Origin of the sequence: Pseudomonas sp. HMSC057H01 (genome assembly GCF_001836405.1) — a bacterium.
GTDB classification, from domain to species: Bacteria; Pseudomonadota; Gammaproteobacteria; order Pseudomonadales; family Pseudomonadaceae; genus Pseudomonas; species Pseudomonas aeruginosa.
In genome coordinates this window covers 38,339-57,467 of sequence record NZ_KV828511.1, presented here as the reverse complement: position 1 = coordinate 57,467, position 19,129 = coordinate 38,339, and the positions used below count along the sequence as shown (strand labels likewise).

The 19,129-nt window shown below is 67.1% G+C and carries 22 protein-coding genes; 18 read left to right on the top strand and 4 right to left on the bottom strand.

The window, feature by feature from the left end; translation table 11 throughout:
* The first annotated feature begins 110 nt into the window (after positions 1-110).
* The 12 genes from fleN to HMPREF2581_RS23060 all read left to right on the top strand — a co-directional run bounded on the left by fleN (position 111) and on the right by HMPREF2581_RS23060 (position 11,159).
* Positions 111-953, top strand: a complete 843-nt coding sequence (gene fleN, locus HMPREF2581_RS23115) for a flagellar synthesis regulator FleN (RefSeq protein WP_003083064.1) — start codon at positions 111-113, stop codon at positions 951-953.
* Complete coding sequence (fliA, locus tag HMPREF2581_RS23110; protein ID WP_003083070.1) at positions 950-1,693, top strand: RNA polymerase sigma factor FliA; 744 nt, start codon at positions 950-952, stop codon at positions 1,691-1,693. Before fleN ends, fliA begins: the two co-directional genes overlap by 4 nt.
* 101 nt (positions 1,694-1,794) lie before the next feature.
* The gene (locus HMPREF2581_RS23105) at positions 1,795-2,169 is read left to right on the top strand and encodes a chemotaxis response regulator CheY (RefSeq protein WP_003083073.1); all 375 of its coding nucleotides are present in this window, start codon (positions 1,795-1,797) and stop codon (positions 2,167-2,169) included.
* Between the two features lie 19 nt (positions 2,170-2,188).
* Positions 2,189-2,977, top strand: coding sequence for a protein phosphatase CheZ (locus HMPREF2581_RS23100; protein ID WP_003083075.1), 789 nt, complete (start codon positions 2,189-2,191; stop codon positions 2,975-2,977).
* A 200-nt stretch (positions 2,978-3,177) separates the two neighbouring features.
* Entirely contained in the window at positions 3,178-5,439 is a 2,262-nt protein-coding gene (locus tag HMPREF2581_RS23095; protein WP_011666718.1) for a chemotaxis protein CheA, read from the top strand.
* 53 nt (positions 5,440-5,492) lie between these two features.
* Positions 5,493-6,599: a protein-glutamate methylesterase/protein-glutamine glutaminase gene (locus tag HMPREF2581_RS23090; protein ID WP_003087115.1), complete on the top strand. Its 1,107-nt coding sequence runs from the start codon at positions 5,493-5,495 to the stop codon at positions 6,597-6,599.
* A gap of 88 nt (positions 6,600-6,687) precedes the next feature.
* A complete protein-coding gene (locus HMPREF2581_RS23085) occupies positions 6,688-7,428 on the top strand; it encodes a flagellar motor protein (RefSeq protein ID WP_003083089.1) in 741 nt (246 codons plus the stop codon).
* A gap of 12 nt (positions 7,429-7,440) precedes the next feature.
* The gene (gene motD, locus HMPREF2581_RS23080) at positions 7,441-8,331 is read left to right on the top strand and encodes a flagellar motor protein MotD (RefSeq protein WP_003083090.1); all 891 of its coding nucleotides are present in this window, start codon (positions 7,441-7,443) and stop codon (positions 8,329-8,331) included.
* A gap of 94 nt (positions 8,332-8,425) precedes the next feature.
* The gene (locus tag HMPREF2581_RS23075; protein WP_003083092.1) at positions 8,426-9,214 is read left to right on the top strand and encodes a ParA family protein; all 789 of its coding nucleotides are present in this window, start codon (positions 8,426-8,428) and stop codon (positions 9,212-9,214) included.
* Between the two features lie 91 nt (positions 9,215-9,305).
* Positions 9,306-10,196, top strand: coding sequence for a CheW domain-containing protein (locus HMPREF2581_RS23070; RefSeq protein WP_003111327.1), 891 nt, complete (start codon positions 9,306-9,308; stop codon positions 10,194-10,196).
* A 45-nt stretch (positions 10,197-10,241) separates the two neighbouring features.
* The gene (locus tag HMPREF2581_RS23065) at positions 10,242-10,721 is read left to right on the top strand and encodes a chemotaxis protein CheW (RefSeq protein ID WP_003083098.1); all 480 of its coding nucleotides are present in this window, start codon (positions 10,242-10,244) and stop codon (positions 10,719-10,721) included.
* Between the two features lie 30 nt (positions 10,722-10,751).
* Positions 10,752-11,159 carry a DUF2802 domain-containing protein gene (locus tag HMPREF2581_RS23060; RefSeq protein WP_003083101.1) on the top strand — a complete coding sequence of 136 codons (408 nt, stop codon included), beginning with the start codon at positions 10,752-10,754 and terminating at the stop codon, positions 11,157-11,159.
* 27 nt (positions 11,160-11,186) lie between these two features.
* Here HMPREF2581_RS23060 and HMPREF2581_RS23055 read toward each other — a convergent pair whose 3' ends face one another.
* Complete coding sequence (locus tag HMPREF2581_RS23055) at positions 11,187-11,873, bottom strand: glutathione S-transferase family protein (protein WP_003111328.1); 687 nt, start codon at positions 11,871-11,873, stop codon at positions 11,187-11,189.
* Between the two features lie 108 nt (positions 11,874-11,981).
* Between HMPREF2581_RS23055 and HMPREF2581_RS23050 the strand changes: the two genes are divergently transcribed.
* The 4 genes from HMPREF2581_RS23050 (at position 11,982) to HMPREF2581_RS23035 (ending at position 15,113) form a co-directional block, all read left to right on the top strand.
* Positions 11,982-12,953 (top strand): helix-turn-helix transcriptional regulator, encoded by a 972-nt coding sequence (locus tag HMPREF2581_RS23050; RefSeq protein ID WP_003140266.1) that lies wholly within the window; start codon positions 11,982-11,984, stop codon positions 12,951-12,953.
* Positions 12,954-13,043: 90 nt separating this feature from the next.
* Positions 13,044-13,460 carry a hypothetical protein gene (locus HMPREF2581_RS23045; protein ID WP_003087127.1) on the top strand — a complete coding sequence of 139 codons (417 nt, stop codon included), beginning with the start codon at positions 13,044-13,046 and terminating at the stop codon, positions 13,458-13,460.
* A gap of 59 nt (positions 13,461-13,519) precedes the next feature.
* Complete coding sequence (locus tag HMPREF2581_RS23040; protein WP_003087130.1) at positions 13,520-14,242, top strand: purine nucleoside phosphorylase YfiH/LACC1 family protein; 723 nt, start codon at positions 13,520-13,522, stop codon at positions 14,240-14,242.
* Between the two features lie 133 nt (positions 14,243-14,375).
* On the top strand, positions 14,376-15,113 hold the full coding sequence (locus HMPREF2581_RS23035) for an SDR family oxidoreductase (RefSeq protein WP_003111330.1): 738 nt from the start codon (positions 14,376-14,378) through the stop codon (positions 15,111-15,113).
* A gap of 44 nt (positions 15,114-15,157) precedes the next feature.
* Here HMPREF2581_RS23035 and HMPREF2581_RS23030 read toward each other — a convergent pair whose 3' ends face one another.
* The 3 genes from HMPREF2581_RS23030 to HMPREF2581_RS23020 all read right to left on the bottom strand — a co-directional run bounded on the left by HMPREF2581_RS23030 (position 15,158) and on the right by HMPREF2581_RS23020 (position 17,447).
* The gene (locus tag HMPREF2581_RS23030; RefSeq protein ID WP_003111331.1) at positions 15,158-15,544 is read right to left on the bottom strand and encodes a hypothetical protein; all 387 of its coding nucleotides are present in this window, start codon (positions 15,542-15,544) and stop codon (positions 15,158-15,160) included.
* A 92-nt stretch (positions 15,545-15,636) separates the two neighbouring features.
* Complete coding sequence (locus HMPREF2581_RS23025) at positions 15,637-15,972, bottom strand: EscU/YscU/HrcU family type III secretion system export apparatus switch protein (RefSeq protein ID WP_003111332.1); 336 nt, start codon at positions 15,970-15,972, stop codon at positions 15,637-15,639.
* On the bottom strand, positions 15,969-17,447 hold the full coding sequence (locus HMPREF2581_RS23020) for a flagellar hook-length control protein FliK (RefSeq protein WP_003111333.1): 1,479 nt from the start codon (positions 17,445-17,447) through the stop codon (positions 15,969-15,971). The genes HMPREF2581_RS23025 and HMPREF2581_RS23020 overlap by 4 nt, the downstream gene beginning before the upstream one ends.
* A 285-nt stretch (positions 17,448-17,732) precedes the next feature.
* On the opposite strand from HMPREF2581_RS23020, the gene ccmA reads away from it, so the two are divergent.
* Positions 17,733-18,434, top strand: a complete 702-nt coding sequence (gene ccmA / locus HMPREF2581_RS23015; protein ID WP_003140265.1) for a cytochrome c biogenesis heme-transporting ATPase CcmA — start codon at positions 17,733-17,735, stop codon at positions 18,432-18,434.
* Entirely contained in the window at positions 18,431-19,102 is a 672-nt protein-coding gene (gene ccmB / locus HMPREF2581_RS23010) for a heme exporter protein CcmB (protein WP_003083130.1), read from the top strand. Before ccmA ends, ccmB begins: the two co-directional genes overlap by 4 nt.
* The last annotated feature ends 27 nt before the right edge of the window (positions 19,103-19,129 follow it).

The window sequence follows — 19,129 nt, the reverse complement described above, 5'->3', positions numbered from 1 at the left end:
GGTGACGGAAGCGAAGGTGGCTTCCGCCGGGCCGGGAGCGATGGCGCATCGTTCCCGCCAATACCGGAGAGCGCTGGAAGGGGCGTTCCGGGAAGACGACAACACAAGGTATGAAGCAGATGGGTAGCATGCATCCCGTACAGGTGATCGCAGTAACTGGCGGCAAGGGCGGCGTCGGCAAGACCAATGTGTCGGTGAACCTGGCACTGGCTCTGGCCGATCTCGGCCGTCGCGTCATGCTGCTGGATGCCGACCTCGGCCTGGCCAACGTCGACGTCCTGCTGGGACTCACGCCCAAGCGCACCCTGGCCGACGTGATCGAGGGACGCTGCGAACTGCGCGATGTCCTCCTCCTCGGTCCCGGTGGCGTGCGCATCGTTCCCGCGGCCTCCGGCACGCAGAGCATGGTGCACCTCTCGCCGATGCAGCATGCGGGGCTGATCCAGGCGTTCAGCGATATCAGCGACAACCTCGATGTCCTGGTCGTCGACACTGCCGCCGGAATCGGCGATTCGGTGGTCAGTTTCGTCCGCGCCGCGCAGGAGGTGCTGCTGGTCGTCTGCGACGAGCCGACCTCGATCACCGATGCCTACGCCCTGATCAAGCTGCTCAACCGCGACCACGGCATGACCCGCTTCCGGGTCCTGGCCAACATGGCCCACAGCCCGCAGGAAGGACGCAACCTGTTCGCCAAACTGACCAAGGTCACTGACCGTTTCCTCGACGTCGCACTACAGTATGTAGGTGTCATCCCTTACGACGAGTCGGTACGCAAGGCCGTGCAGAAACAGCGAGCCGTATACGAGGCATTCCCCCGCTCGAAGGCGTCCCTGGCCTTCAAGGCGGTCGCGCAGAAGGTCGACAGCTGGCCGCTGCCGGCCAACCCGCGCGGGCACCTGGAGTTCTTCGTCGAACGACTGGTCCAACACCCCGCGACAGGTTCGGCCGTATGACAGCGGCCTCTGGAGTGCGTATGTATAGCAAGGCGCAAGCGCAGAACTCCCAGGAGCAACTGATCCAGCGTTACGCACCACTGGTCAAGCGCATCGCCTATCACCTGCTCGGCCGCCTGCCGGCCAGCGTGCAGGTGGAGGACCTGATGCAGGCCGGCATGATCGGCCTGCTCGAGGCCGCGAAGAAATACGACGCCGGCAAGGGCGCCAGCTTCGAGACCTATGCCGGCATCCGCATCCGCGGGGCCATGCTCGACGAGGTCCGCAAGGGCGACTGGGCGCCTCGTTCGGTGCACCGCAACACGCGCATGGTGACCGACGCGATCCGCGCGATCGAGGCGAGAACCGGACGCGACGCTAAAGATCACGAAGTTGCTGCCGAACTCCAATTGAGCCTCGAAGATTACTACGGCATCCTCAGCGACACGCAGGGCAGCCGCCTGTACAGCTTCGACGACCTGTTGCAGGACGGCGAACATGGATTGCCGGAAGACACCAGCCTCAGTCACAACGAACCGATCCACGGCCTGCTCGACGAACGTTTCCAGGCGGCCCTGGCGGATGCCATCGCCAAGTTGCCGGAGCGCGAGCGCCTGGTGCTGGCGTTGTATTACGACGAGGAACTCAACCTCAAGGAGATCGGCGAGGTACTGGGCGTCAGCGAATCGCGGGTCAGCCAGTTGCACAGCCAGTGCGCCGCGCGTTTGCGTGCGCGCCTGGCCGATTGGCGGTCGGCCTGAACCGGCCTCGACCGCAGCTTGTAACCGTTAACGCAAAAGAATGTGTGGCGCGTCCCCTGGGGCGCGCTCTGGTCTGTACGGAGGTTTACTTGGACAAGAACATGAAAATTCTCATCGTGGACGACTTTTCCACGATGAGACGCATCATCAAGAACCTCTTGCGGGACTTGGGCTTCACCAATACCGCCGAGGCCGACGACGGCACCACGGCGCTGCCGATGCTGCACAGCGGCAATTTCGACTTTCTCGTCACCGACTGGAACATGCCGGGCATGACCGGCATCGATCTGCTGCGCGCGGTTCGCGCCGACGAGCGCCTCAAGCACCTGCCGGTGCTGATGGTCACCGCCGAGGCCAAGCGCGACCAGATCATCGAAGCGGCCCAGGCCGGGGTCAACGGCTATGTGGTCAAACCCTTCACCGCTCAGGTCCTGAAGGAAAAGATCGAGAAGATTTTCGAGCGGGTCAACGGCTGAAGCCGGCCAAGAGGGTGTCATGGTGCTTGGTAACGATTCCACGGGCGACGAATTCGAATCGACCCTGAAAAAACACGCGCGCGAACTGGTGGACTGTCTCGAACGGGGGCACTTCCAGCAGGCGGTGCAATTGATCCAGGAGCTCAGCCAGGCCAGGGACCGTGGCCTCTACCAGGAAGTGGGCAAGCTGACCCGCGAACTGCACAACGCCATTGTCGATTTCCAGATCGACCCGCATTCCCCCCACGCGCAGGAAATGTCGCAGATCGCCGATGCCACCGATCGTCTTTCCTACGTGGTGGAAATGACCGAGAAGGCCGCCAACCGGACCATGGACCTGGTGGAGCAGAGCGCCCCGCTGGTCAACCAACTGGGCGACGATTCGCGGGAGCTGCACCAGGAGTGGCAACGCTTCATGCGCCGGGAAATCGACGCCGACGGCTTCCGCGAGCTGGCCAAGCGCATCGAACAGTTCCTCGTGCGCAGCGGCGAGAACGCTGGCCAGTTGTCCTCGCAGCTCAATGACATCCTGCTGGCGCAGGATTACCAGGACCTGACCGGCCAGGTGATCAAGCGTGTCACCAAGCTGGTCACCGAGGTCGAGAGCAACCTCGTGAAGCTGGTCTGGATGGCCGGCCAGGTGGACCGTTACGCCGGAATCGAGCACGACCACGTGAGCATGCGCCACCAGGCCGCGCTGGAGCGTTCGGCCAAGGGCGAGGGGCCGCAGGTCGCCGCGGAAAAACGAGAGGATGTGGTGTCCGGGCAGGATGACGTGGACGATCTGCTGTCCAGCCTGGGTTTCTGACCCGCCCGGCTCAAGACTGCGGCATCGCTGCCGTTAAGTAAGCATTGAACGCTGGCATCCGCGGGCTGCCGGCACAGCCTTCGTCATGCCGGTGATCCCGGCGGGCGGGCTGAAGTCGGTCCGGAAAGCCGGGCCGGTATTTCCGGCAGGACAGCGGTCCTGCCGATCCTTTCGAGTAACACGTCTCTGGGAGCAGCCGAATGAGCTTCGACGCCGATGAAGAAATCCTCCAGGACTTCCTGGTTGAGGCCGGCGAGATTCTCGAGCAATTGTCCGAGCAACTGGTCGAGCTGGAGAGCCGGCCGGACGACATGGACCTGCTCAATGCCATTTTCCGTGGGTTCCATACGGTCAAGGGCGGTGCCGGCTTCCTCCAGCTGAACGCGCTGGTGGAATGCTGCCACATTGCGGAAAACGTCTTCGATATCCTGCGCAAGGGCGAGCGGCGCGTCAGCTCCGAACTGATGGATGTGGTGCTGCAGGCGCTGGATACGGTCAACGCGATGTTCGACCAGGTGCGCGAGCAGTCCGAACCGACCCCGGCGACGCCCGAGCTGCTGGCGGCCCTTGCCCGCCTGGCCGAGCCTGAGGGCGCCGCGCCCGCGGAACCTGTGCAAGCGCCGCCGGCGGCCGTTCCGCCAGCCGAGCCTGCGGCGCCGCCGGAAGCGCCCGCGCAGAGTGTCTCCAGCGATATCACCGACGACGAGTTCGAGCAGTTGCTGGATGCTCTCCAGGGCGACGAAGCGCCGGCCTCCGCCGTTGCAGAAGCGTCCGCGGCTCCCGCTGGCGACGAGATCAGCGACGCCGAGTTCGAGGCGTTGCTCGACCAGTTGCACGGCAAGGGCAAGTTCGTCCCGCCGGCGGTCTCGGCCGAGCCTGCGCAAGTCCCCGCCGAGGCGGTCGAGCCGGCCGCGGCTGCCGCTGGTGACGATATCAGCGACGACGAGTTCGAGGCGCTGCTCGACGAACTGCACGGCAAGGGCAAGTTCGGCGATGTCCCGGAAGCCGCCGGCACACCCGCCGCACCGGCTGCCGCGGCTCCAGCGGCTGCGCCGGCGGAGCAGGGCAAGGCGCCGGCCGCCGCGGGCGGCGATGAGATCAGCGACGACGAGTTCGAGTCGCTGCTCGACGAACTGCACGGCAAGGGCAAGTTCAACGGCGCCTCCGAAGCCGTGGCGGCCGCTGCGGCGGTAGCCAAGAACATCGCGGCGAAGAGTCCCGCGGCGAAACCGGTCGCTCCGGCCAAGGCCGCCGCCGCGCGTCCGGCGGCGCCCGACAGGCCGGCGGCGAGCGAGGCGGAGACCACCGTGCGGGTGGATACGGCGCGTCTCGACGAGATCATGAACATGGTCGGCGAGCTGGTGCTGGTGCGTAACCGCCTGGTGCGCCTGGGCCTGAACAGCGGCGACGAGGCCATGGCCAAGGCCGTGGCCAACCTCGACGTGGTCACCGGCGACCTGCAGATGTCGGTGATGAAGACCCGCATGCAGCCGATCAAGAAGGTCTTCGGCCGCTTCCCGCGTCTGGTCCGCGACCTGGCGCGGAACATGAAGAAAGAGATCAACCTGGAGCTGGTGGGCGAAGAGACCGACCTCGACAAGAACCTGGTCGAGGCCCTCGCCGATCCGCTGGTGCACCTGGTGCGCAACGCCGTCGACCACGGCATCGAGAGTCCGGAGGAGCGCGAGGCCGCCGGCAAGCCGCGGGTCGGCCAGGTGGTGCTGTCGGCGGAGCAGGAGGGCGACCACATCCTCCTGATGATCACCGACGACGGCAAGGGCATGGACGCCGAGGTGCTGCGCAACAAGGCGGTGGAGAAAGGCCTGCTGGAGCGCGACGCGGCGGACCGCCTGACCGACCTGGAGTGCTACAACCTGATCTTCGCCCCGGGTTTCTCGACCAAGACCGAGATTTCCGACGTGTCCGGCCGCGGCGTCGGCATGGACGTGGTGAAGACCAAGATTTCCCAGCTCAACGGCACGGTCAACGTGTTCTCGCAGAAGGGGTCCGGCTCGAAGATCGTCATCAAGGTGCCGCTGACCCTGGCGATCATGCCTACCCTTATGGTGATGCTGGGTAGCCAGGCGTTCGCCTTCCCGCTGGTCAACGTCAACGAAATCTTCCATCTTGACCTGTCGCGCACCAATGTCGTGGATGGCCAGGAAGTGGTGATCGTCCGCGACAAGGCCTTGCCGCTGTTCTACCTCAAGCGCTGGCTGGTGCCGAGCGCGGCCCACGAGGAGCAGGGCGAGGGGCACGTGGTGATCCTGTCGGTCGGCACCCAGCGCATCGGTTTCGTCGTCGACCAGTTGGTGGGACAAGAAGAAGTGGTGATCAAGCCACTCGGCAAGATGTTGCAGGGCACCCCCGGCATGGCGGGCGCCACCATCACCGGGGACGGGCGCATCGCCCTGATCCTCGATGTGCCGAGCATGCTCAAGCGTTACGCACGGCGCATCTGACGCCGCGTATGGGTTTCCGGCGGCGCAGGAGCGTCGCCCTCTGAGGAGTAGCTATGGCAGTCAAAGTCCTGGTGGTGGACGATTCGGGGTTCTTCCGCCGCCGTGTCTCGGAGATTCTCTCCGCCGATGGACAGATCCAGGTGGTCGGCACCGCCACCAATGGCCGCGAGGCCATCGAGCAGGCGCTGGCCCTGAGACCCGATGTGATCACCATGGATTACGAGATGCCGCTGATGGACGGCATCACCGCGGTACGCAACATCATGCAGCGTTGCCCGACCCCGGTCCTGATGTTCTCCTCGCTGACCCACGAGGGCGCGCGGGTGACCCTGGATGCGCTGGACGCCGGAGCGGTCGACTACCTGCCGAAAAATTTCGAGGACATCTCGCGCAACCCGGACAAGGTCCGCCAGTTGCTTTGCGAGAAGGTCCTGACCATCGCCCGTAGCAATCGTCGCTCGATCAGCCTGCCGCCGCTGCCTTCGGCCACCTCGTCCAGCCATGCGCCGGCGTCGTCCTCCAGCCTCGGCGCGAGCGCGCGTGCCAGTGCCGGCGCGTCGCCGGCCCCGGCGTCGACCTCGGCGGCGCCGAAGCGCAAGGCCTACCGGCTGGTCGCGATCGGTACCTCCACCGGTGGTCCGGTTGCCTTGCAGCGGGTGCTGACCCAGTTGCCGGCCAACTTCCCGGCGCCGCTGGTGCTGATCCAGCACATGCCGGCGGCCTTCACCAAGGCTTTCGCCGAGCGCCTCGACAAGCTGTGCCGGATCAGCGTCAAGGAAGCAGAGGACGGCGACATCCTGCGTCCCGGCCTGGCGCTGCTGGCGCCGGGCGGCAAGCAGATGATGGTCGACGGCCGCGGCACGGTGCGCATCCTCCCCGGCGACGAACGCCTGAACTACAAGCCCTGCGTCGACGTGACCTTCGGCTCGGCGGCCAAGGCCTACAACGACAAGGTTCTGGCGGTGGTCCTCACCGGCATGGGCGCCGACGGACGCGAGGGCGCGCGCCTGCTCAAGCAGGGCGGCAGCCAGGTGTGGGCGCAGGACGAGGCCAGTTGCGTGATCTACGGGATGCCGATGGCCGTGGTCAAGGCCAACCTGGCGGACGCGGTGTACGGGCTCGACGACATCGGCCGGCACCTGGTCGAGGCGTGCCAGTAAGCGTGCGTGCAGGAATGAGGAGACTGCCTTCGATGGCCACCCACGTGACGACCTGCGCGCGCCTTCGCCGAGCCGAGGGGACGCGCTGATGGATGTGCTCAGCCTGGTCGGGATCATCCTGGCGTTCGTCGCCATCGTCGGCGGCAACTTCCTCGAGGGCGGCCACGCGGGGGCCCTGCTCAACGGTCCGGCGGCGCTGATCGTGATCGGCGGCACCCTGGCCGCGGCGCTGTTGCAGACCCCGGTGAACGTGCTCAAGCGCGGCCTGGGCATGCTCGGCTGGGTGTTCTTCCCGCCGCGCGAGGATCTTTCCGGGGGAATCGACCGGATCGTCTCCTGGAGCATGACCGCGCGCAAGGAAGGCCTGCTCGGCCTGGAGAGCATCGCCGACGCGGAGCCCGATCCCTATGCGCGCAAGGGCCTGCAACTGCTGGTGGACGGCGCCGAGCCAGAAGTCATCCGCAGCATCCTCGAGGTCGACCTGTTCACCCAGGAAAGCCGCGACCTGCAGGCCGCCAAGGTGTTCGAGAGCATGGGCGGCTATGCGCCGACCATCGGCATCATCGGCGCGGTAATGGGCCTGATCCATGTGATGGGCAACCTGGCCAACCCGGCGCAGCTCGGCAGCGGCATCGCCGTGGCCTTCGTCGCCACCATCTATGGCGTCGGCTTCGCCAACCTGCTCCTGCTGCCGATCGGCAACAAGCTGAAAACCCTGGTGCTGCGCCAGTCGCGCTACCGCGAGATGCTCCTGGAGGGCCTGCTGTCCATCGCCGAGGGCGAGAACCCGCGTTCCATCGAGTTGAAGCTGCAAGGCTTCATGGACTGACCGGAGCCGAGCATGCAGCGTCGCCGTCGCCACCAGGAGGAACACGAGAACCACGAACGCTGGCTGGTTTCCTATGCCGATTTCATCACCCTGTTGTTCGCCTTCTTCGTGGTGATGTATTCGATTTCCTCGATCAACGAGGGCAAGTACAAGATCCTCTCGGAGACCCTCACCGGGGTGTTCAACCAGCCCGACCGCTCGTTGAAGCCGATTCCCATCGGCGACGAGCGGCCGCGCACCACCGAGCCGGAGCGCACCAGCGTCGAGGAGCAGCCCAGCGACAACGCGGCCAGCGCCGACTCGCTGGAGCGGATCGCCGACAGCGTGCGCGATGCCTTCGGCGACTTGATCGCCTCCGACCAGTTGAGCGTGCGCGGCAACGAGCTGTGGATCGAGATCACTCTCAATTCCAGCCTGCTGTTTCCCAGCGGCGATGCGCTGCCCAACGATGCCGCCTTCGATATCGTCGAGAAGGTCGCCAAGATCCTGGCGCCCTACAAGAACCCGATCCATGTCGAGGGCTTCACCGACGACGTGCCGATCCATAGCCCGCGCTATCCCACCAACTGGGAACTGTCGGCGGCGCGGGCGGCGAGCATCGTCCGCCTGCTCGGCAACGATGGGGTCGAGCCGTCGCGGATGGCTGCGGTGGGCTATGGTGAATTTCAACCGGTGGCAGACAATGCCAGCGCCGAAGGGCGGGCGAAGAACCGCCGGGTGGTGCTGGTGATCTCGCGCAACCTGGAGGTACGGCGCAGCGTCAGCGGGGTCGGCAGCGGCAAGGCGCAGCCGGATTCGGCGCTCCGCCACGCAGGCTCGGCAGCTGGCACGCAAGCTGCAGATACTGGCGGTACGCCGGCGCCCGCGCCGGCAACCGTCAATTCCCCGTCGCCTTCGCCATGAGCGCGCGAAACATGGTTTGCGTACGGGCGCCGGGGCCGAACTGGCCAGTAGTGCGGCCCCAACCGGGTGGACCCATGCCAGGAAGAGTAGAGCAATGAAAGTCTGGGCAGTCGCCAATCAGAAAGGAGGGGTCGGCAAGACCACCTCGTCCATCGCCCTGGCCGGCCTGCTGGCGGATGCCGGCAAGCGCGTGGTCGTGGTCGACCTGGACCCCCACGGCTCGATGACCAGCTATTTCGGCTATGATCCGGACACCCTCGAGCACAGCGCCTTCGACCTGTTCCTGCACCAGGGCAACGTCCCCGAGGGGCTGCCGGCCTCGCTGCTGCGCAGCACCAGCAACGAACGCATCTCCCTGCTGCCGTCGAGTACCGCGCTGGCCACCCTGGAGCGCCAGTCGCCGGGCAAGAGCGGTCTCGGCCTGGTGGTCTCGAAAAGCCTGGCGCAGCTCTGGCAGGATTTCGACCATGCGATCATCGACAGCCCGCCGCTGCTCGGCGTGCTGATGGTCAATGCCCTGGCCGCCAGCCAGCACCTGGTGATTCCGGTGCAGACCGAGTTCCTCGCGGTGAAAGGGCTGGAGCGGATGGTCAACACCCTGGCGATGATCAACCGGTCGCGCAAACAGGCGTTGCCCTATACCATCGTACCTACGCTGTTCGATCGGCGGACCCAGGCTTCGCTGAGCACGCTGCGGATTCTCAACGAGAACTACCCGGACAACCTGTGGCAGGCGTTCATTCCCATCGATACCCGCCTGCGCGATGCCAGCCGGGCCGGGGTCACGCCGTCGCAACACGACGGCAAGAGTCGCGGGGTGATCGCCTACCGCGCCTTGCTCAAGCATCTGCTGGCGCAGCAGCCGGCCACCCGGGTGGCCTGATGGCGCGCCGGTCGCCGCGCCGACAGGCGCATTCAAGCCGCACCGGAGTGCGGCCGATAACCGTTGTAGACCCCTGTCGCGGAATACCCACATGAGCGCCGCCACCGCCACCCGTTCGCAACTGGCCTTGCAGTCCTACCTGGATGCGTTGCTCCAGGAGGCCACTTTCGAGGACCTGGAACCTCCCGTCGAGACGCCGCCAGCGCCTGCGCCCGCGCCGTTGAAGCCTGTGGCGCTGGCGGTCGCCGAAGTGGCGACACCGGCCCCGACGCTGGAAACGCTGCCGGTCGACCACGGGTTCGACGAGTTCGAGGCCGCGGTGCTCGAGGAGCAGGTCCGCGATGCGCGCCTGGTTCCGCCGGCGCCGGCGGCCCTGCTCGACGAACCGACGACGTTGCGCGAGCTGCCGGTCGAGCCACGGCCCCACGAGGTCATCGAACTGCGCGTGCCGAGCGCCCCGGCGAGCGCCAGCGAGCCGGCGCTGCTCGACCTGCCGCTGCTCGACGACGGTCGTCCGGCCTGGGCGGCGGAGCCCTTCGAGTGCCTGCTGTTCGACGTCGCTGGGCTGACCCTGGCGGTGCCGCTGGTGTGCCTCGGCTCGATCTATCCGCTGGAGAACCAGGAACTGACCCCGTTGTTCGGCCAGCCCGACTGGTTCCTCGGCATCCTGCCGTCGCAGGCGGGCAACCTGAAGGTGCTGGACACCGCACGCTGGGTGATGCCCGAACGCTACCGCGACGACTATCGCGACGGCCTCAAGTACGTGATCTCGGTCCAGGGCTACGAGTGGGGGCTGGCGGTGCACCAGGTGAGCCGCTCGATCCGCCTCGACCCGGCCGAGGTGAAATGGCGCAGCCAGCGTAGCCAGCGGCCCTGGTTGGCCGGCACGGTCATCGAACACATGTGTGCGCTGCTGGATGTGGCGGCGCTCGCCGAACTGATCGCCAGCGGCGCCGTCAAGCGCCTGCACGGCGACCATTGATAGACAGCTTCCGCCGCTTGCGGCGGTTTTCGAGAGGTTAGGGGAATGAGCAAAGCCACCGCGCAAAGCGCCGAAGATCCGATCCTGCAGTGGGTCACCTTCCGCCTGGACAACGAGAGCTACGGCATCAACGTGATGCAGGTCCAGGAGGTGCTGCGCTACACCGAGATCGCCCCGGTGCCGGGCGCGCCGAGCTACGTGCTGGGCATCATCAACCTGCGCGGCAACGTGGTCACGGTGATCGACACCCGGCAGCGCTTCGGCCTGGACCCTGCGCCGGTCAGCGACAACACGCGGATCGTCATCATCGAGGCGGACAAGCAGGTGGTCGGCATCCTGGTCGACAGCGTCGCCGAGGTGGTCTACCTGAAGCAGTCGGAAATCGAGACCGCGCCGAACGTCGGTAACGAAGAATCGGCCAAGTTCATCCAGGGCGTCTGCAACAAGAACGGCGAGCTGCTGATCCTGGTCGAGCTGGACAAGATGATGACCGAGGAAGAATGGTCGGAGCTGGGCAGCATCTGATGCGTTCGACCGACACGAGGGCCTGCTGAGATGGAGGTCGTCGCGCTGGCACTGGCGCTCGCCGCCTGCCTCGGCCTGGCGGCGGCGTGCCTGTGGCTGCGCCGTGAATTGCGCCGCCTGCAAGCTGCGCTAGCGCAGCAGGCGGAGGAGGGCGCGGCGCGCGAGCGCCGGCTCAAGGAACTGAGCAAGCGCATCGAGTCCTACCAGCAGGTCAACGTGCGCATGGGCGAGGCCTTGCAGGACCTGGGCAAGCAACTCGCGCCGCTTCCCGACCGGGTCGCGCGCCTGGAGCAGCGCGATCCGACCACGCTGTCGTTCAGCCAGGCCGCACGCCTGGTCGGGCTCGGCGCCAGCGCCGAAGACCTGACCCAGGCCTGCGGGCTGTCGCAGGCCGAGGCCGAGCTGGTGGCGCGCCTGCACGAAGCCAAGGGCAAGTGACGGCCACCGACCCGGCGCTGGCGCTTTTCAGGCGAGCAGGCGGCTCGCCACTTCTGCCAGTGTCACCTCTCCCCTGAACTCCCCGCAGCTCTGCGCCGGCAGGCGATCCTCGATGGCATGGGCGAAGCGCACCGCCGGGTCCTGCTCCAGCTTCTCCAGGTGTCGATGTAGGCGCGGAAAGTCGTGTTGCAGGTCGAAGTAGCCCAGCTCCCGTCCCCAACGAGCGGTACCCGCGAGGTAGGCGTCGGCCACGCTCGGCCCTTCGCCGGCCAGCCACTTGCGGTCGCCGAGCAGCTTGTCGATCCGGCCATAGGCTCGCGCCGCGCGCGCCAGCGCCCTTGCCGTCGTGGTTGCGTCGGCGTCCTCCAGATAGAACAGGGTCCCCCAGGCCGAATGGCATTCGGTATGCAGGAGGGCGAGGGCGAAGTTCAGTTCGTCGAACTCGGCGCTGCCCTGCGGATAGCCGAGCTTCCTGCACAGGTCGCGCGCCGCCAGGTGCTGGAGAATGGCCAGGCTTTCGCTGAGTGCGCGGCCGTCCTCCAGGAGCAGGGTAGGCGTCTGGCGAGCCGGGTTCAGGCGCACGTAGGTGCGCTCGCCGGTCTCCAGCGGCATCTCGATCCGACACAGGCGATAGGGGCGGCCGAGCCACTCGAGGGCCACGATCGAGCCGAAGGAACAGCCGTGGGGTACGCCATAAAACAGTACAGGTTCCATTTTCCATCTCCGTTCAGGTAACGCGCGTTGCGCATCGCAACCGGGCTGAACGCAGGGTAGGGGTGATATAGGCTATATTCGGTCCTGATTTTTCCGGTGGATCGAAAAATGTCCAAGCCCACGGTGCGCGTGCTCGCCCTGCTCGAACTGCTGCAGAGCCACGGCCAGCTCAGCGGTAGCGAGCTGGCCAGGCGCCTGGAGGTGGATGGACGGACGCTGCGTCGCTATATCGTCGCCCTCGAGGAGCTGGGCATTCCCATCTCGGCGGAGCGCGGACGCCATGGCGGTTACCGCCTGGTGGCCGGTTTCAAGCTCCCGCCGCTGATGTTCAGCGCGGAGGAAACCCTGGCCGTGTCCCTCGGCCTGCTGGCGGTGCGCAGTCTCGGCCTGGGCGAAAGCGAGCTGGCCCTGGAAAGTGCGCAGGCCAAGCTGAGCAGGGTGATGCCCGATGCGCTGCGGCGGCGCCTCGTGGCGCTCCGCGAGACCGCCAGCCTGGACCTGGCCCGCGCCCGGGCGGGAACCAGTGTGGCGGCGCTGGCGACCCTCGCCGAAGCCGCCCAGGTCCGTGCGCGGGTCGAGTTCCGCTATCGCGACCCGCAGGGCGCCGAAACCCTCCGCCAACTCGATCCCTACGGCCTGGTCTATCGCAACGGCTGCTGGTACGTCAGCGGTTTCTGCCACCTGCGCCAGGCGTTGCGCTCGTTCCGTCTCGATCGCCTGGACGCGCCGCGCATGCTGGCGGAGCGCTTCGAGCGACCGGCGGATTTCGATACCCTCCGCCACCTACGGGAGAGCTTCGCCCGGATGCCGCGCGCCTACCCGGTGGAAATCCTGATGCGGGCTGCGAGGGAGCAGGTGGTCGCGGTGCTCGGCGAGCCCCTCGGTCTGCTCGCCGAGGTCGATGGCGGTACGCTGTTGCGCGCCAGCACCGACGACCTGGACTGGTTCGCCCGGCGCCTGTGCGGCCTGCCGTTCGACTTCGAGGTCAGGCAGCCGCTGGAGTTGCGCGAGCCGTTGAGGCGCCAGGCCGAGCGTGTCCTGCGTAACCTGGGCCAGGAGGAAGCTTCGGATCACAGGTAGGCATTTAGAGGAAAAATCCTATTAATCGCGCGGCTGCCGCTTTCTAGAATCGGTCCTGGTCAACCAGCACGTTTCCAGGAGGCCACAAGGATGCCTGCAATACCCCTGCGCGCCATGGTGCTGTGCGCCAACCCCGGCCGTCTGCTCAGGTACGGAGCGCTGTTCAACCGCTGCGGCTACTTCCACCTGAGCCTGTGCCTGGACCGACGGGAGCTGCGGCGCTCCCTGGACCAGGGTTACCCGTACGACTATTTCCTCTACGACGGATTCCGCCTGGACCAGGGCTGCAAGGGCACGCTGGCGATGCTGGGACGCAGCGGCAGCATCCGGCGCTTCCTGCTGGTGGGCGAACTCGATTGCCGCGAGAAGCGCCTGTTGTTCGAGTGGAGCAGAGGCCATGGCCTGAGCATCGGCGCGGTGTCCGACCGGCCTTTGGGCCAGGTCGCCCTGGCCGCGTTGATCAAGCGTGATCGCGGCTGTCCCGACCTCCTGCGCGGTATCGCCTGAGGCGGCTCCCGGGAAGATGCGGTAAGGTCGTTTTCCAACCTTCCATGGCGAGACAGCGCATGACCGTCCAGGCCGACATCCTCAAGGCGATCGAAGGCATCGAGCATGGCTTCCAGCAAGCCGGCCAGGCACTCTCCGAGCGGATATTCCATTGCCGGCAGGTGCATGGCGCCGAGATCGTCGACGCGCGCTCGCTGTCGGAATCGGGACGGCATGCCGCCGACGGCGTCTTCAGCGAAGGGCCGTTGGCGGTCGCGGTGGTCACCGCGGACTGCCTGCCGATTCTCATGAGCAGCCGCGACGGTCGGGTGGTGGCCGCCCTGCATGGCGGCTGGCAGGGGCTCGTCGCCGGTATCGTCGGCGCGGCGGTGGCGCGCTTCAATGCGCGCGGCGTCGCCAGCGCGGACATCCGGGTCGCCATCGGTCCCGGGATCAAAGCCTGCTGCTACGAGGTGAGTGCCGGGTTCATCGAGGCGTTGCAGGTCGGCCACGGCCGCCTCTGGGAGGGCGCGGCGCCTCCCTGGAGCCAGCGTCGTCCGCTCCCCGAGCGGCCGCCCCGGTTCGCTCCGCCCGAGCCAAGGCAGGCGGAGCAGGGCGCCTGGCTGGACCTGGTGGCCTTCTGTCGCCAGTTGTTCCAGGCCGCCGGCGTCGGGCCGGCGCAGATCGAAGCCAGCGCCGTCTGCACTTACTGTTCCGGCGATGCGTTCGCCAGTCATCGCCGACGCCAGCGCCTGGGCGAGGAGAAGCGCCAGCAGTACGCCTGGATCGCGCGCAAGCCGTGACCGCGTATCGGTATTGTCCGGAAATCCTGGATAGTCATGACGGTTGTCTGCTGTTTATCCGCCAATAGCCGGCTTCTAGACTTTTCTTGTCGATGCGTGGCTGTTGCCACGCTCATTCCAGGAGAGTCCCAGCATGCCTGACATCACCCAAGCCGCCATCGTCACCGGCGCCTCCCGCGGCATCGGTCGCGCCATTGCCCGGCGGCTGGCCGCCGACGGTTTCGCGGTCGCGGTCAACTATGCCAGCAACCAGGCCATGGCCGACGAGATCGTGGCCGAAATCGTCGCCGCCGGCGGCGCGGCCATCGCCGTGCAGGGCGACGTGGCCAGCGCGGAGGACATGGACAAGCTGTTCGAAGCCACCAGGGGCGCCTTCGGCCGCATCGACGTGGTGGTCAACAGCGCCGGCACGATGCCCTACCTGAAGATCGCCGATGGCGACCTGGAGGGCTTCGACCGGGTGATCCGCACCAACCTGCGCGGCGCCTTCATCGTGCTCGGCCTGGCTGCCCGGCATGTCGAGCGCGGCGGACGGATCATCGCCCTGTCCACCAGCGTGATTGCCCGGGCGCTGCCCAGCTACGGTCCGTACATCGCGTCCAAGTCCGGGGTCGAGGGGCTGGTGCACGTGCTGGCCAACGAGTTGCGCGGCCAGGACATCAGGGTCAACGCGGTGGCGCCCGGCCCGGTGGCCACCGAGCTGTTCTTCAACGGCAAGAGCGCCGAACAGATCGACCAGATCGCCAGGCTGGCGCCGCTGGAGCGTCTCGGCGAACCGGACGAGATCGCCGCGGCGGTGTCCTTCCTCGCCGGGCCGGACGGGGCCTGGGTCAATTCCCAGGTGCTGCGGGTCAACGGCGGTTTCGCCTGAGCCGCTGTACCGGGACGACGCGTCGAAGGTTTCGGTTGCGCTATCTATCGGTTCCTTTCGCCGCTGTCGGCCCGTTGCGAGTCGGCGTCGCGTCTACGCCAATAGTCGTCCTCATCGGTCTGGCGTTCGCTCAGCCGTTTCCCGCTGCGTGCGTCGAACTCCAGGATCCAGAAGGTGGCAGGCTCCTTCTGGTCGTCGCGAAGGTAGCTTCGGTAGGTGAAGCGGTCCCTATCCTGAAGCAGGACCACGCGGTCGATGGTTCCTTCGTGATGGCGTACCTTGGCTTGCCGATTGATGCGGAACTCCGGAGTCAGCCGGTGCCGATCGATGATTGCATCCTTTTCCTCGTCGCCGAGGATGGCCGGGGCGGCCTGGACATGGCTGGCGATAAGCAGCAGGGCGGCGAGGAGGAAGGGGCTTGGCGAGGGCATGGGCGGCCTGGGAAGTGGCAGGTGGACTGTGCTGGGACCGCTCTCGCGGATTCCGGTTCCGGCGCTTCGGTTTCGACGTGTGGCGGGTCCGCTCAGTCGCCGGGACCGCCGAGCAGCAGCATCTGGTTGCCATCCTCGGCGTCCGGCGCGAATCCCTCGGGACACTTGCCTTTCAGGTGCCAGGCGAAGGCGATGATCTCGGCGATGGTGCGATACAGCGCTTCCGGAATGGCGTCGCCGAGTTCCAGGCGGGCGAGCAGGCGGACCAGCTCGGCGTTCTCGTAGATCGGTACCTCGTAGTCGCGGGCGATGGCCAGGATCGCCTCGGCCAGTTCGGCGTCGCCCTTGGCGGAAAGGGTCGGCGCGGCCTGGCCGTCGTAGCTCAGGGCGATGGCCTGGCGCGGGGCGGGTGACTGCTTTCTGTTCATGCGGTTTCGTCTACCCAGCGTTGTTCGATGGTCGCTCGCGGGCCCTGGGGTGGGCGGCCGCGTTGGCAGGTGATCTCGCCAACGGTCAGACCGGCGTCGCGCAGGCGTTGGCGCAGGTGGCCGAGTTCATGCTCGACCAGCCGCGCGGTCGCGTCGCGCTCGGCCCAAAGCTGGCTGGACAAGCTGCCGCGCAGCAGGGTCGCCTGGGCGTGCAGCGGTCCCAGCGGCTCCAGGTCGAAGGCCAGTTCGACGCGCCAGAGGCTTTCGCGGGCCTCTTCGCCGGTCTTGCGCTGTTCTTCCTGGAACTTCACCTGCAACGGCACCACCGAGTGCTGATGGCGCATGGGCACCTCCATCTGCCAGGTCGCCAGCTGGGTGCCATCCGGCAGGGTGCTGGTCTGCGCCAGGCTCGACAACTGATGGGTCTGCAGGCGGGAGATCGCCGCGGCGGCAAGGCGCAGCAGCGACTCCAGTTCCATGTCCTCGTCGAACAGCTGGAGAACCTTGCTCGGCAGGGGAAAGTTCAGTGCCTGGGTCTTGTTGGCGCTCTGTCCCAGGTTGCCCAGGGCGTTGCGGACAAAGGCCGGCAGCGCCTGGGCCAGGTTCGCCGTGTTGCCGGCGAACATGCCCGGCGCCTGGGCGCCGGTCGGCGGCAGCGGCGACAGCTGGGCGAACAGGCGCAACAGGTTGGCCTTCAGGTCCTGGCCGAGATGATCGGTGGCGCCCTGCATCAGGCGCGCCTCGAGGAACAGGCCGCTCTGCTGCAGGGCCTGGCCGAGCAGCTTGGAATCGCCCATCTTCTGCGCCTCCGGCAGGCCGGCGAAGAGGCGCTCCACGGCCTGGCGCAGGCTGTCCGGCAGGTCGTTGCGGCCGTTCAGCCCCTGCAGGGCGGCGAACAGGCCTTCCAGGGAAGCCTGGCGGGCGCTCTGCCCGGCCAGTTGCTGGCCCAGCGCAAGCTGGTCGAGGCGTCCGCTGAGCGGCAGGAAGTCGATCTGCTGGCTGTTTTTCACCAGCGCCGTGAGCAGGCTGCCGACCGGCAGCGCCTGGGGCGAGTCGAGGCTCAGCTTGCTGCCGGCGAGCGGCGTGTTGAGCAGGTTCAGCAGGACCCGGTAGACCATCTGCTGGGCCTTGTCCGCCGGCAGCGCGGTGCTGGACAGGACCTTGCCCTGGAGCAGGGTGCCGGGCGGCAGTTGCTCCAGGTCGAGGCTGCTCAGCGGGCCAGCGCCGGCCATGCTGTCGAGCAGGGTGGCAACCACGCTGGCGCTGCTGGTGGCGCTGACGTTGAGCAGGTTGCCCGGCACCAGCGGCCGGTTGCTCTGCACTTCCACCAGGCTCTGCCCGCTGTTCGCCAGGGTCAGCTTGAGCAGGACCTGGAAATTGTTCGCCAGGCCTTCCTTGACCGCCAGCACCTCGGCCTTGCCCGACTCGCCTTCGCCCAGCAGGCCGGCCAGGGTCTGCACCAGCTTCAGGGTCATCTCGGCGTCGGCCTGGGCGTTGCCCTGCGATTGCGCCGGCGGCAGCGGGCGCGGGGCGGAAACCGGGGGTAGTGATGGGGAAGCGCCTATCTCGGCTGGCATGGGTAACAACCTGTCTTAAACGACCCTGCGGAGGCTGGGGAAGGGCGTGTATAATGCCGCGCCTGTCAAACAGGCTGGCCGCGTCGTCACCAGTATAGCGGCCGTGTTTATCCCGACTTTAGGGTCTGTTCCGTGAAGGCCTCCGGCGCCGCGACGAGGAGAGACGCTTGGCGATGTTGTTCGATGTCCGATCCTGCTGAAGTCCCCACAGCCAGCCCCTTGCTGGAAACCGTCGGGCTCGCCTGCGAGCGCGACTGGCGCATGCTGTTCGAGCGCCTCGACCTGCGCCTGGCCGCCGGCGAGATGTTGCAGGTGGTGGGTCCCAACGGCAGCGGCAAGACCAGCCTGCTGCGCCTGCTGTCCGGACTGATGCAGCCGACCGCCGGGGAAGTCCGCCTGAACGGCCGGCCGCTCGCCGAACAGCGCGGCGAACTGGCCCGCAGCCTGCTGTGGATCGGCCACGCCGCGGGAATCAAGGGCCTGCTCAGCGCCGAGGAGAACCTCACCTGGCTCTGCGCGCTGCACCAGCCGGCCAGCCGCGAGGCGATCTGGCAGGCCCTGGCCGACGTCGGCCTGCGTGGCTTCGAGGACGTTCCCTGCCACACCCTTTCCGCCGGCCAGCAACGCCGCGTGGCGCTGGCCCGCCTGTACCTGGACGCACCGCCCTTGTGGATCCTCGATGAACCCTTCACCGCCCTCGACAAACAGGGGGTGGCGCAACTGGAAGCGCACCTGGCCGGGCATTGCCAGCGCGGCGGGATGGTGGTGCTGACCACCCACCACAGCCTGCAGCAGGTGCCCGCCGGCTACCGCGAGCTGGACCTCGGTGCGCTCAAGGCGGCCAGCGGCGCGACGGTCGAGCCGGCGCTGGGCGATCCGGCATGAGCAACGTCTTCAGCCTGCTTCTGGCGCGCGAGGCGCGCCTGCTGTTCCGCCGACCGGCGGAGCTGGCCAACCCGCTGGTGTTCTTCGCCATCGTCATCGCCCTGTTCCCCCTGGCGGTCGGGCCGGAAAGCCAATTGCTACAAACCTTGTCGCCCGGCCTGGTCTGGGTGGCGGCGCTATTGGCCGTGCTGCTCTCGCTGGAAGGGCTGTTCCGCAGCGATTTCGAGGACGGTTCTCTGGAGCAGTGGGTCCTTTCGCCGCACCCCCTGGCTCTTCTGGTGCTGGCCAAGGTGCTGGCACACTGGCTGTTTTCCGGGCTGGCCCTGGTCCTGATGTCGCCGCTGTTCGCGCTGATGCTGGGCCTGCCGGCCCGTTGCATACCGGTGCTGCTGCTTTCCCTGTTGCTCGGTACGCCGGTGCTGAGCCTGCTCGGCGCCGTCGGCGCGGCCTTGACCGTGGGCCTCAAGCGCGGCGGCCTGTTGCTGGCGCTGCTGATCCTGCCGCTGTACATCCCGGTGCTGATTCTCGGTAGCGGGGCGCTGCAGGCTTCGCTGCAGGGACTGCCCAGCAGCGGACATTTATTGTGGCTGGCGAGCCTGACGGCGCTAGCATTGACACTCACGCCATTCGCCATCGCTGCCGGCCTGAAGATCAGCGTAGGCGAGTGAGTCCGCCCGCCGAAGGCATCGGCGGGC